10 protein-coding genes are annotated in these 12,003 nt (G+C 62.7%); 4 read left to right on the plus strand and 6 right to left on the minus strand.

All coding sequences use genetic code 11. From position 1 onward, the window contains the following. Window positions 1–92: 92 nt before the first annotated feature. The 3 genes from H8B15_RS17820 to H8B15_RS17830 form a co-directional block, all read right to left on the minus strand. Complete coding sequence (locus tag H8B15_RS17820; protein ID WP_187321009.1) at window positions 93–1,199, minus strand: efflux RND transporter periplasmic adaptor subunit; 1,107 nt, start codon at window positions 1,197–1,199, stop codon at window positions 93–95. 48 nt (window positions 1,200–1,247) lie between these two features. Then, window positions 1,248–4,511: an efflux RND transporter permease subunit gene (locus tag H8B15_RS17825; RefSeq protein WP_187321010.1), complete on the minus strand. Its 3,264-nt coding sequence runs from the start codon at window positions 4,509–4,511 to the stop codon at window positions 1,248–1,250. A gap of 143 nt (window positions 4,512–4,654) precedes the next feature. After that, window positions 4,655–6,097, minus strand: a complete 1,443-nt coding sequence (locus H8B15_RS17830) for a TolC family protein (RefSeq protein ID WP_187321011.1) — start codon at window positions 6,095–6,097, stop codon at window positions 4,655–4,657. Window positions 6,098–6,302: 205 nt separating this feature from the next. On the opposite strand from H8B15_RS17830, the gene H8B15_RS17835 reads away from it, so the two are divergent. The 4 genes from H8B15_RS17835 (at window position 6,303) to H8B15_RS17850 (ending at window position 8,741) form a co-directional block, all read left to right on the plus strand. After that, window positions 6,303–6,659: an ArsR/SmtB family transcription factor gene (locus tag H8B15_RS17835; RefSeq protein ID WP_187321012.1), complete on the plus strand. Its 357-nt coding sequence runs from the start codon at window positions 6,303–6,305 to the stop codon at window positions 6,657–6,659. A 110-nt stretch (window positions 6,660–6,769) separates the two neighbouring features. Beyond that, the gene (locus H8B15_RS17840) at window positions 6,770–7,237 is read left to right on the plus strand and encodes a DUF6428 family protein (protein ID WP_187321013.1); all 468 of its coding nucleotides are present in this window, start codon (window positions 6,770–6,772) and stop codon (window positions 7,235–7,237) included. A gap of 70 nt (window positions 7,238–7,307) precedes the next feature. Then, on the plus strand, window positions 7,308–8,081 hold the full coding sequence (locus H8B15_RS17845) for a metallophosphoesterase family protein (RefSeq protein ID WP_187321014.1): 774 nt from the start codon (window positions 7,308–7,310) through the stop codon (window positions 8,079–8,081). Window positions 8,082–8,237: 156 nt separating this feature from the next. Next, window positions 8,238–8,741: a GNAT family N-acetyltransferase gene (locus tag H8B15_RS17850; protein WP_187321015.1), complete on the plus strand. Its 504-nt coding sequence runs from the start codon at window positions 8,238–8,240 to the stop codon at window positions 8,739–8,741. A gap of 70 nt (window positions 8,742–8,811) precedes the next feature. Here the strand turns inward: H8B15_RS17850 and H8B15_RS17855 are convergent, their stop codons facing one another. The 3 genes from H8B15_RS17855 to H8B15_RS17865 all read right to left on the minus strand — a co-directional run bounded on the left by H8B15_RS17855 (window position 8,812) and on the right by H8B15_RS17865 (window position 11,983). Beyond that, window positions 8,812–10,197 (minus strand): sensor histidine kinase, encoded by a 1,386-nt coding sequence (locus tag H8B15_RS17855; protein WP_187321016.1) that lies wholly within the window; start codon window positions 10,195–10,197, stop codon window positions 8,812–8,814. After that, window positions 10,197–10,871, minus strand: a complete 675-nt coding sequence (locus H8B15_RS17860; protein WP_187321017.1) for a response regulator transcription factor — start codon at window positions 10,869–10,871, stop codon at window positions 10,197–10,199. Before H8B15_RS17860 ends, H8B15_RS17855 begins: the two co-directional genes overlap by 1 nt. Before the next feature lie 236 nt (window positions 10,872–11,107). After that, on the minus strand, window positions 11,108–11,983 hold the full coding sequence (locus tag H8B15_RS17865; RefSeq protein WP_246455651.1) for a DNA/RNA non-specific endonuclease: 876 nt from the start codon (window positions 11,981–11,983) through the stop codon (window positions 11,108–11,110). Window positions 11,984–12,003: the final 20 nt, after the last annotated feature.

The following is a 12,003-nucleotide window of genomic DNA, read 5'->3' on the forward strand; positions in this document are numbered from 1 at the left end:
GGTCCTTCGCAAGCTCAGGATGACACACGCTTTTTTCACCATTCACAACTTCACAAACTCACCACTCACCATTTCACCATTTCACCATTTCACTATCTCTCCGCCAGCTCTACCCGCAGGGGCTCTTCGTTGGTGATTTCCTCGTTGCCGGCTTTCAGAACTACGTCGCCTACCTTCAGGGGGCCGAATACCTGAATCTGGCCCATTGTTTCGTCGCCTTTTTGCACGTCTACCAGCTCGGCGCGGTTGTTTTTTACCCGGATAACATAAGTACGCTCGGCCGTGCTGACCACCGATGAACGGGGCACAAACAAGCTGCTTTTGGCGGCGTCTACGGGCACGGTGGCGGTGGCAAACATGCCCGGCCGCAGCCGGTTTTTAGGGTTCGGAATGTCAATTTCGATTTGCTCGGAGCGGGTTTCGGGGCGCACGCTGTTGGCAACGCGGTTGATGGTGCCCATGAAGGTTTCGCTCGGGAACGTGCGCACCATGAAGCGCACCGTGTCGTGCACGTGGATGCTGCCCACGTAGGCCTCGGGCACGGCCAGGCGCAGGCGCAGGCGGCTGAGCTGCCGGATTTTAAAGATAGGCAGGTTGGTTTGCCCGCCCGGCCCCACAAACGCGCCGGGCGCCAGGTTACGCTCCGTAACCACGCCCGCAAACGGCGCCGTTATGCGCAGGTAGCCGGCCATCTGGCTGGCCGCCTCGTAGTGCGCCCGCCCAGCCGTTACCAACAAGCTGTCCGACAAGGCCTTGGCGTGCGCCTGCTCCAGATTCAGGGGCGACACGGCGCCGGCCGTGCGACTCGTGACCAGCAAGCGGTGGTAGGCGGCGCGGCTGGAGCTGTAGCTGGCCTGCGAGGCCTTCAGCTGCGACAGGGCCTCACTGAGGGCAGCTGTTAGCTCGGGCGCTTCCAGCTCGGCCAGCAGCTGCCCCGGCCGCACGGCGTCGCCAATGTCGGCGTGCAGGCGCTTGAGGTAGCTGCTCACGCGCGGGTAGATGTCGGTTTGGTAATAGCTGTCCAGCTCGCCGGGTAGGCTGAGGGAGCGGGTAGGCTGTGCGGCCGTCACCTGCACCGCGTCGTAGGGTAGGTCGGCGGCCGGCTCCTCGGTCACTACCTCCTTGGTGTCGGCGTGGGAGCAGCTGCCGAGCAGGCCGGTAGCCAGACAGAGTGTCAGAAAAGAACGGGCAATTGTCATGAGGATGAGGCAGTAGGAAATACGGGGATGGAGAAGGCCGACAGCGGCCTAAGCGTGCACGGGCTCGGCCAGGGCCGGGCGCGACGCGGGCGTGTCGGCTTCGGCGGCGTCGTAGGTGCTGCTGGCCGGGTCGTCGGGGTCGAGGGAGACGGAGGTGAAGGACGTTTTGCGCTGCACGGCGGCGAAGGCTACGGGCAGGATAAACAAGGCCGCCACGGTAGAGGCCAGCAGGCCGCCAATCACGGCGCGGCCCAGCGGCGCAGTCTGTTCGCCCCCGTCGCCCAGCCCCGAGGCCATCGGAATCATCCCGAATACCATGGCAATGGAGGTCATCAGGATAGGGCGCAGGCGGGCGCCCCCGGCGTCGCGGGCGGCCGATACGGCGTCGCGGTAGCGCAGGCGCAGGCCCTCGGCATTGGTCACCACCAGCACCGCATTTGCCACCGACACCCCCACCGACATAATCAGGCCCATGTAGGATTGCAGGTTCAGGGTCTGGCCCGTGGCCAGCAGGAGCAGCAGCGCCCCGGCCAGCACGGCCGGCACCGTCACAAGTACTACCCCTGCTACTTTAAACGACTGGTAATTGGCCGCCAGCAGCAGGAAAATGACTACCACGGCCAGGCCCAGGCCGGTTTGCAGGCTGCTCATGGTTTCCTGGAGCAGCCGAGAGAGGCCGCGCAGCTCCACCACCGAGCCCTTGGGTGGGTCGCCTACCTCGTCGATGGCGGCCTGCACGGCGCGGGTGGCCGTGCCCAGGTCCTGCTGGTTGATGTTGGCCGACACCGTTACGATGCGGCGCGGGCCGATGCGGTCGTACTCGCCGGGCTGGGTGGCGGGGCGCAGGGTGGCCACGTCGGCCAGGGTAGGGCGCAGCTGGCCGGGCACCAGCGGAATGTTCTGCATGTCGGCCTTGGAACGCATCTGCTGGGCTTCCATCTGCACCTGCACCTGGTAGGCAAAGCCCTTGCTGCGGTCGAGCCACAGGTTTTTGGCCGTGAAGCGGCTACTGGAAGTAGCGGCCACCAGCGAGCGGGCAATCTGGTCGGGCGTAAGGCCGAATTGGGCCGCCCGCTCCCGGTCAATCTCCACCTGCATGGTAGGGTAGCTGAGGGGCTGGTTGATGCGCACGTCGCGCAGGAACGGCACCTTCTTCAGGCGACGCACCAGCTTCTCGGCATACTGCTCGCCCTCGCTCAGCTCCTTGCCGCCTACCAGAATCTCCACGGGCGTTTGGGCGCCCTGACTCATAATTTTATCGGTGAGGCTGATGGGCTCGAAGGTGATGTCGACGTCGGGCAGGTGCTCGCGCACGGCCGCCCGAATCTGGTCTTTCAGCGCATCCAGCGACGCCACCTCGTAGCTGTCGGCCAGGTTCACCTGCAAGTCGGCCTCGTTGGGGCCGGCGTTGAACACGTACAGGGCGCTGGTGCCGTAGCTGGAGGGCGTCATGCCCACAAAGGCCGAGGTGATGCCCACGTTTTTCGGCCCCACAATCTGCTCAATCAGCTGAATCACCTCCTTGGTGCGCTGTTCGGTGCGCTCAATCCGCATGCCCTGGGGCGCCAGAATGCGCAGCTGAAATTGCCGCGAGTGCGTGATTTGGGGCATCATATCCTGCCCAATGGTGGTGAAACCCCACCCAATCAGCGCCGCGCAGGCCACGCCATACACGGCGAGGGTAAGGGCGCGGTGGGCCAGCAGGCCGTCGAGCAAGCGCAGGTAGCGCACCTTCACGCGCTCAAAACCAGTGACTTTCTCGGGTTGGCCGGCCTCGTGGTGGGCGGGGTCGGGGGCGGCGGCGGGTAGGCCGGGTTTGTGTTCCGGAGCGGCCTCGTGGGGGTGGTCTTTCAGCCACCAGTTGGCCACCACCGGCACAAACACCTGCGACAACAGGTAAGACACGATAATGGAAAAGCCCACCGCCAGCGACAACGGGATAAACATGCCGCGCGGCACGCCCGTCATCAGAAACGCCGGCGCAAACACGGCCAGAATGCTAAGCGTGATGAGCAGCAGCGGAAACGACACCTCCTGCGACGCATCCAGAATGGCCCGCGCCTTGGGCTTGCCCATTTCCAGGTGCTGGTGAATGTTCTCAATCACCACCGTGGCCTGGTCGACCAGAATGCCAATGGCCAAGGCCAGGCCGCTCAGCGTCATAATGTTGAGTGTCTGGCCCGTGAGCTGGAGCATGAGCACGGCCGCCAGCAGCGAAAACGGAATGGTCAGAATCACGATAACGGAGCTGCGGAAGTCGCCCAGGAACAGCAGCACCACCAGGCCCGTGAGCAGGGCCCCAATGCCGCCCTCCACCAGCAGGCTGTGCACGGCCTGCTCCACGTACACCGACTGATCGAACTCGTAGCTCAGGCGAATGTTGTCGGGCAGCAGGCTCTGCATTTCCGGCAGCTTGGCTTTCAGGGCGGTCACCACGCTCATGGTAGAGGCGTCGGCCGATTTGGTGACGGGGATGTACACCGAGCGTTTGCCGTTGATGAGGGCGTAGCCCACGGGCACGTCGGTGGCGTCTTCCACGGTGGCAATGTCGCGGATGAACACCGTAGGCCCTACCCCTTGCCGCAGCGGAATGTTCAGGAAGTCGCCTACCTTGTCCATCACCGAGTTGCTGGGCGTCATAATCATGTAGTCGCCAATGCCCACCGAGCCGGCCGGCGAAATCTTGTTGTTTTTCACCACGGCCTCCACAATTTCGTCGGGCGTCAGCTCGTAGCTTTTCATACGCTCGGGGTTCACCCGAATCACGATGGTGCGCTCGTTGCCCCCAAACGGCGACGGCGCCGACGCCCCCGGAATCTGCGAAAACAACGGCCGGATGCGCGTAGAAGCCAAGTCTTGCATCTGCCCCAGCGTGGCCGAGCGGCTGCTGAACACCAGCTGTCCCACCGGCAGGCTGGAGGCATCAAAGCGCACCACCGTAGGCGGCACCGAGCCCGGCGGCAGGTAATTCACCACGCGGTTTACCTGGCTGGCCACCTCGCCGGCGGCCTGAGCCATGTTGGTGTCTTCGTAGAACGTGCACTTAATCAGGCACAAGCCCTGGATGTTCTTCACCTCCACATCCTTGATGCCCGACACGTACAGCATCTGGTTCTGGTAGCGCGTCGAGATAAAGCCCTCCATCTGCGCGGGCGTCATGCCCCCGTAGGGCTGCGCGATGTAGATGGTAGGCAGGTTGAGGCGCGGGAAAATATCAATGGGGATGCGCCCCAGGGCCAACCCCGCAAACACGAGGATGCCCAGCAGCGCCACTATCACGGCAATCGGTTTGGCTAAGGCAGCTTTTATCATGGGGGTGAGGTGGTGAAATAGTGAGATGGTGAGATGGTGAGTAGTTAGTGAGTGGTGAGATGGTGAGTTGATGTTCTATCTGCGCCATTTGCGCAAATCGCGCCACCGGCACGTCAAACTCACTATCTCACTATTTCACCATCTCACAGCTGCTCCAGCAGCACGCGCAGGTCGCCGTTGGTGGCGGCGCGCAGGAGCAGGGCGCGCCAGAGGTTGTTCACGGCCAGGGCTTGGTCGGTTTCGGCGCGGTTGAGGGTGAGGGCGGCCTGGGTGAGCACTACCAAGTTGTCGAGGCCGGCGTCGTAACGGGCTTTGGCTTGCACGTAGGCGCGGCGGGCGGCGTCGAGCTGCTGCGGGGCCTCCTGGGCCGTTTGGTTGGCCAATTCCAGTTGTAGCACCGCGTTTTGCCGCTCGGTTTGCAGCAGCAGCACTTGCTGGTTGTACTCGGCCTGGGCCTGCTTCACGCGCTGCTGCTGGGCGGTGGTGGCGTAATTGGTGCGCCATATTTCGGTGATGTTCCACGACAACGCCCCGCCCAGCACGTAGTTGTAGGCCTTGAAGGGTAGGCCCGCCCCCAGCGACGCATCAATGGGGTAGGTGCCGTCGGGGCCGGTGCGGTTGCCGATGCCCGAGCCGCGCCCCCACGTAGCCCCCACCAGCGACAGGGTAGGGCGCTTGTTGGTGAGCAGCAGGGTACGCTGGGCCTCTCTGGCCCGTACGCGCTGCTGGGCGGCGCGCAAAATGGGCGGCAGCCGCGCCGTATCGGAGTACACGGCCGGGGCAATGTTGGGCAGCTTGGTGTAGAACTCCATCGAGTCGAGCTGGAGTATCTGCATGGGCGTGCCCAGCAGGCTGGCTAGCTGCACGCGCTGCTGCAAGGCCTGCTGCTGGCTGGTCAGAAATTGCAATTGCGCCCGCGAGTACTCGGCATTCGTGGTTGAGCTATCGATACCCGGCCGGATACCTGACAGCGCGCCAGCCCGAATCACCCGCTGCAACGACAGCGCCCGTTGCAGGTTGGCCCGCTGCAACGCCACCGACTTCTGGGCCACCAGGGCCAGCATAAAGGCATCGGCCACGCGCACCTGGTGTGCAAACAGCTCCTGCTCGTAGTCGGCCTGGGCTTGGTTGGTGGCGGCGTTGGCGCGCTCAATTGTAGCGCGGAATCGCCCGAAGGTGAGCACCGGCCACTCCACCACCAGGCCGCCCTGGCTGGTCCAGGTGGTTTGGCTGCTGAAATCGGGCCGTACCCCGGCAATGCCCAGGGCACCGCCCGGCAGCACGGCGCCGCGCACTTGGTTGGCGGTGCCGTGCGCGGCCTGCACCTGGGCCGTAATCTGGGGTAGGAAGTTGGCCCGGTTTGTCCGCACATCGGCGGCGGCGGCGGCCACGGCGGCCTGCCGCGCCCGCAGCGCCGGGTAGTTGGTGCGGGCCAGCTCCAGCGCCTGCGTTAGGGTAAGCGGCCCCGAAGACTGTGCGGCGGTGGGCTGGGCCATGCCGGCAACGCCCAGCAGACTGGCGGCCATCACCAGCAGGCGGCAGCGGCCAGCCACTAGGATACGCGAAAAGGGAAGCTTTGCTAACATGATGTCAGTAAAGCTATAGCGGCGGTATTAGACTGATGTTAGTGATGGATTAGAAGTTATTAGAACCCCCCTAAGAGCAGCGTCTACCCCGATGCTGCTCACCAAAAGCCCTTGTATAGCCTGACAATATATTCGTTAAAACGTATGTCGTAAACATACGTCATGATAAGTTGTATATTTATGACATACTTCGCGCCCTACCCTCATGACCTACGCTAAAACTACCTCCTTCACCCCAGAGCAGCAGCTGCTAGCCCGCGTAGCCAAGGCGCTGGCCCACCCGGCGCGGGTGGCCATCATTCAGTTTCTGGCCAGCAAACAGACCTGCATCAGCGGTGATATTGCGGCCGAGCTGCCACTCTCGCGCACCACGGTGTCGCAGCACCTGCAAGAGCTGAAAGCGCTGGATTTGATTCGCGGCGAAATCGACGGCCTCACGGTGTGCTACTGCCTCAACACGGAGCTGCTACGGCAGGTGCAGCAGCAGTTTACGGCCTTTTTCGACGAGGCTACCCGTGGTGGCGCGGTCTGCGGGCCAGGCGACGATGCCTGCGCGTGCTAGGCTCACCCACCGACGTTGTTTAGAAAGCCGCCAGTCTTGCTCAACATGACGTGCAGGCTGACATTCTAAACAGCCTCACCTTTTCATTTTATTATCAACAACGCAACGCCATGAAAATTTCCGAAATCAAGCAGGCCCTTGCCGAAGTAGAAGCTGTTAATTTTCGCCTACCCTCGGGCGAGTACTTGCCCGCGCATTTCCACGTGACGGAAGTGGGTCTGGTCAGCAAGCATTTTATTGACTGTGGTGGCATGGAGCGCCAGGAAACCGTGGCCAATTTCCAGCTCTGGGAGGCCGGCGACTACGACCACCGGCTGGCCCCACAGAAATTTCTGCATATCCTGGAGATGTCGCAACGCATCCTGGGCACCAAGGACCTCGATATTGAGGTGGAGTACCAGCAGGCGACCATCGGCAAGTTCGGCCTGACGCGAGAAGGCAACGATTTCGTGCTCACGCCCAAGCAAACGGCCTGCCTGGCACAAGATGCCTGCGGCATTCCCGACGCCCAACCGTTTGCCCTACCCCAGTTGCAGATAGCAGGTGCCGCCTGCACGCCGGGCGGCGGGTGCTGCTAATGACGTGGCCCCACGGCGCGGCCCTTCCTGGCCGCGCCGGTTCGTTTTTCCTCCCACTCTTTCTTCTCCGATGATCATCGCCTTTTTCTCCGACGTGCACGGCAACCTGCCGGCGCTGGAGGCCGTGCTGGCCGATATCGACCAGCGCCACCCCGACATGATCTTCTGTCTGGGCGACCTAGTGGGCTACGCGCCCTGGCCCAACGAGGTGGTGCGCGAGGTGCGCCGCCGCGGTATTCCTACCCTGGCCGGCAACTACGACCAGGGTATCGGGCTGGCGAGCGACCAATGCGGCTGCGCCTACAAAACCGATGCTGATAAGGCATTGGGCGCGCAAAGTATTGCCTACACCAACCAAGTAATAGGGGAAGCGGAGCGGCGCTACCTGCGCCTGCTACCCAAGCACATGCGCCTCGATTTTCAGGAGGAGCCCTGCACGCTGAGCCTGCTGATGGTGCACGGCTCGCCGCGTAAAATTAATGAGTACCTGTTTGAAGACCGGCCCGAGGCCAGCTTCCTGCGGGTGCTGCAAGACGCCCAGGCCGACGTGCTGCTGTTCGGCCACACCCACAAGCCCTACTACCGCACCTTCGCCTACCAGCACGAGGGCGAAACGCGCTACCGCCACGCCCTGAACATTGGCTCGGTGGGCAAGCCCAAAGACGGCGACCCGCGCGCCGCCTACCAGCTGCTGCACCTAGATACGCAAACCACGCTGACGGACCCCGCCGGGGTGCGCTCGGAACTGGTGCGGGTAGAATATGATGTGGAAAAAGCCGCCCGCGCCGTAGAGGCCTCGCCGCTGCCCAACGAGTACGCCGATATGCTGCGCAGGGCCTATTAAGAAGCTATTTGTGTTAGGCCGTTGGAAAGATGTAGAGACGCATACTTGCGTCTCACCGTTGAACGAAATGGGGTTTTGTGACGCATACGACGAGGCGCAAGTATGCGTCTCTACACGTTCATAGTTAACTCAAAGAACTTCTACTTATTCTCCCCCATGATGATTCTACCCCTCACCGAAGCGCACTGGCCCGCCGTGCGGGCCATCTACGAAGCCGGCATTGCCACCGGCAACGCCACCTTTGAAACGCAGGCGCCTGAATGGGCCACCTGGGACCAGGCCCATTTAACGCACAGCCGGTTGGTGGCGGTTGATGACGGCGGCACGGTGTGCGGCTGGGCGGCCCTATCGCCGGTGTCGAGCCGGTGCGTGTATGGGGGCGTGGCCGAGCTCAGCGTGTATGTATCCGCTGATGCCCGCGGCCGCGGGGTAGGGCGGCAGCTGCTTCAGGCACTGATTGCCGACTCGGAAAGCCACGGCATCTGGACGCTGCAAGCCGGCACTTTCCCCGAAAACGCGGCCAGCATCGCCCTGCACACGCAGGCCGGTTTTCGTATCGTCGGCTACCGCGAACGGATAGGCCAGCACCACGGCGTGTGGCGCAACACCGTGCAGCTGGAACGGCGCAGCGCTAGGGTAGGAAGTGGCGAAGCTCAATAAGCAAAACGGGTTTCTCGCAGTGTTCCGTAGTGTTGACGCAGTGTATAATTACCTGAGCACTGCGAGAAATTTATAGAGAAGCTAGAGGTAGGCTGACCTCAGCAATGGTGCCGCCTCCTGGCCGCGGCAGCAGCCGCAGCATGCCCTGGTGCAGCTGCAAAATCTCGTGCGCCAGCGTCAGGCCAATGCCAAAGCCGCCAATGCGCTCCACATTGCTTCCCCGAATCAGCGGCTGAAAAACACGTTGCAGCTCGGCCGGTGCAATACCAATGCCTTGGTCCTCAATGAATAATCTGATGCCCTGGTCGGTGTTCATTTCCAGGCGCAGGGCCACGGGCTGCTCCGCCGAGTATTTGCAGGCATTGTCTACCAGATTCACTAGCGCCGTGCGCAGCAGGTGGCGGTTGCCGAGTACGGTAGGCGGCACCTGCTGCCGCTCCACGCCCTCGCCCACGTCCAGCGACAGGCGCTGCTGGGGGCGTTGGTGCTGCACGGTATCCACCACATCCAGCAGAAGGTCCATCACCTCCAGTGGCTGGCGGTCGAGGGTAGGGGCAAGGCCGCCGAGGCGCGCCAGGTGCAGCAGGCCGTTGGTCAGCTCCGTGAGCTTGTCCAGCTCCTGGGCGGCGTGGCTGATACTTTCTTTCAGGCTCGGCACGTCGGAGTCGTAGTCCAGGGAGGTTTCCAGCCAGCCCTTGATGGTGGTAAGGGGCGTGCGCAGCTCGTGCGAGGCCTGCGCAATAAATGCCTGCTGACTGGCCGCCAGAGCTTCCTGCCGCGTCAGCAGGTCGTTGAAGGCCGCGGCCAGCACGCCTACCTCATCGTGCGGGTTAGCAGCCCGCAGGCGAAACGCCGATTGTTGCGAGCCGGGCGCCCGCAGCTGCCGAATCAGAAAAGTGAGTGGGGCCAGCGCCCGGCTGGCAAAGAGCAGCCCTAGCCCGGCTACCACCACCACGGCCATCAGGTTGCCGTAGAGCAGGGAGTTGAGCAGGCTGTACTGGCGGGTGTAGCCGTTGCTGTCGTAGGCCGTTACAATGGCCACATACTCGCCGGGTGTGTCGGGGAGGTGGTAGGTGATGGCCACGCCGTCTTTGGGATATTGATGACCAGGGCTGCTGAACGAAAAGGCGTGCTCCTTTTCCTGCCGTACCTGCGCCAGAAACGACGGGGTAGGCTGAAAGTCCTGCCCGTGCAGGCTGCTGTAGAGCGGCGTATTATCGGGGGCGTAGAGGTACTCGGCCTGCTCGGGTAGGGACGCCAGCACGTTGCTGATAATCGTGTCGCCGAGCACTTGGTGGGCCACGGCAGCCTTGCGTGTGAGGCGGGCAGCAAACGACTCCTGCCGAAAATCGACGTAGCTCAGGTATACGTAGGCAGAGAAAGCCAACAGAATCAGCCCTACCAGGCCACTAAACCACAGCAGCAGCTTGTGCTTGATCTGGAGCCGCGCCGCCATCAGCCCTGCATCAAATAGCCCATGCCTACCACCGTGTGCAGCAGCTTCTGCCCAAAGTTCTTGTCGATTTTCTTGCGCAAATAGTTGATGTACACATCAATCACGTTGGTGTTGGTGTCGAAGTGCAAGTCCCACACTTTCTCGGCAATTTCCACCCGGCTCACGGTTTTGCCCTTGTTCACCATCAGAAATTCCAGCAGGGCATACTCACGGGTGGTCAGCTCGATGCGCTGCCCGGCCCGGCGCACCACGCGGGCGTCCACGTCCATTTCCAGGTCGGCTACCTGTAGCAGGGCGTGCTGGCCGGCGTAGGACACGCTGCGGCGGGCCAGCGCCCGGATGCGCAGCAGCAACTCCCGAAACACAAAGGGCTTCACCAGGTAGTCGTCGGCGCCGGCTCCGAAGCCGCTTTCCTTGTCCTGCATGCCATCCAGGGCTGTGAGCATCAGCACCGCCTGGCGCGGCGAGTGCTGCTTGATGTAGCGGCACAGCTCAAACCCGTTGATGTGCGGCAGGTTCACGTCCAGAATCACCACGTCGTAGGGCTGCTGGTCGAATAAGCGTTGGCCCATCAGACCATCGTAGGCCACTTCCAGCTCATAATTTTCGCTTTCAATGCCTTTGCGGATAAACGAGGCCAGACTTACTTCATCTTCAACGAGGAGAATTCTCAACGGACAGAAAGGTTTTTCGGGTGGGCGGAAGAAGAACTTTGATATATAGCTACGGCTGAAACCACCGTTGCGTGGGGCAAACCCGCCGCTACCCTGCGGCGTTGGTGGCTTGTGGGAAATAGTGCAGCCAAAGTCAAGATACCGAAATTCCAGTGGCAGCAGTGTGGGTAGGTGCTCCAATGGCCACCAGCCAAACAGCGCTGGCACGGCGGCTGGCCACGTGCGGAAGAGTGATTTTACTGCGTCGGGCCATCGTCTACCCGCGCCTCCAGAGTAGTCTGCACGGCGGTAGAAACGGCCGAGAGCAAATCCAGCCCCGTGGCTTGCTCAATGGCATCCACGGAGGTGCGGTAGGTGGCCCAGTCCGGGTTCAGATCGTTGCGATTGGGCGTGTTGATAGCAATGACGCGGGTATCGGCCGAGACGCGGCGGGCGTCGTCGGTGCCTACGGGCAGCACCACTACCACCTTCCAGCAGCGGGCGGGCACGGTCACGCGGCCCTGGTCGAGGGTGGTGGCGTAACCGTTGCTGCCGGTGCCGCCGCGGCCGTAGCTCCCGCAGATGATGTACAACTCGTTGCCCTGGTCGACCAGCGTGCGGCAGTAGTTTTCCAGGCCTACCCAGGTGCGCTGGTTGTTATCGGGTGCCTGGGGCATGATGTTGGTCATCAGGAAGGTAGCCGCGTTGTCGTCCGAGGTGCGGGTGCGGTCGGCGGAGGGACAGTTGTGGCCCCTATCGAAGCCCGAGCCGGTGTAGCTGCTGGTCGTGACCTGGTACCAGCCGCGGGGTAGGGCCGCGTCGGTGCGGAAGTTATCCTGGCGCGGGGCCGTGCCCAGCCACGCCCCGCTCAGGTGCCACGATACCCAGTTCGGAATGCCCCGGTCGCGGTGGTAGCTGAGCGCAAATTGCGGCTTGCTGAGCAGGTAGTTGGTGGGCTGATTCTCGTCGGTGGTGGCGCCGCTGGGGTTGCCCAGGGCCAGGTTGTCGTCGCGGGTAGGGGCGGTGGGGTCGGGCGCATCGGTGCAGGCGCTAGCACTCACCAAGCCGGCCAGCAGCAAGAAGCGTAGCGTCCGGCGGAGGGGGAGGGTAGTGCAGGAGGATAGAAACATCATGACGCAAAGCTACGCGCTGG

The organism is Hymenobacter citatus, from assembly GCF_014333615.1.
GTDB classification, from domain to species: Bacteria; Bacteroidota; Bacteroidia; order Cytophagales; family Hymenobacteraceae; genus Hymenobacter; species Hymenobacter citatus.

Coding starts and splice junctions, on each gene's coding strand:
- H8B15_RS17845 (WP_187321014.1), top strand. CDS start 7,308: ATGATCATCGCCTTTTTCTCCGACGTGCACGGCAACCTGCCGGCGCTG.
- H8B15_RS17820 (WP_187321009.1), bottom strand. CDS start 1,199: ATGACAATTGCCCGTTCTTTTCTGACACTCTGTCTGGCTACCGGCCTG.
- H8B15_RS17825 (WP_187321010.1), bottom strand. CDS start 4,511: ATGATAAAAGCTGCCTTAGCCAAACCGATTGCCGTGATAGTGGCGCTG.
- H8B15_RS17835 (WP_187321012.1), top strand. CDS start 6,303: ATGACCTACGCTAAAACTACCTCCTTCACCCCAGAGCAGCAGCTGCTA.
- H8B15_RS17850 (WP_187321015.1), top strand. CDS start 8,238: ATGATGATTCTACCCCTCACCGAAGCGCACTGGCCCGCCGTGCGGGCC.
- H8B15_RS17830 (WP_187321011.1), bottom strand. CDS start 6,097: ATGTTAGCAAAGCTTCCCTTTTCGCGTATCCTAGTGGCTGGCCGCTGC.
- H8B15_RS17865 (WP_246455651.1), bottom strand. CDS start 11,983: ATGATGTTTCTATCCTCCTGCACTACCCTCCCCCTCCGCCGGACGCTA.
- H8B15_RS17840 (WP_187321013.1), top strand. CDS start 6,770: ATGAAAATTTCCGAAATCAAGCAGGCCCTTGCCGAAGTAGAAGCTGTT.
- H8B15_RS17855 (WP_187321016.1), bottom strand. CDS start 10,197: ATGGCGGCGCGGCTCCAGATCAAGCACAAGCTGCTGCTGTGGTTTAGT.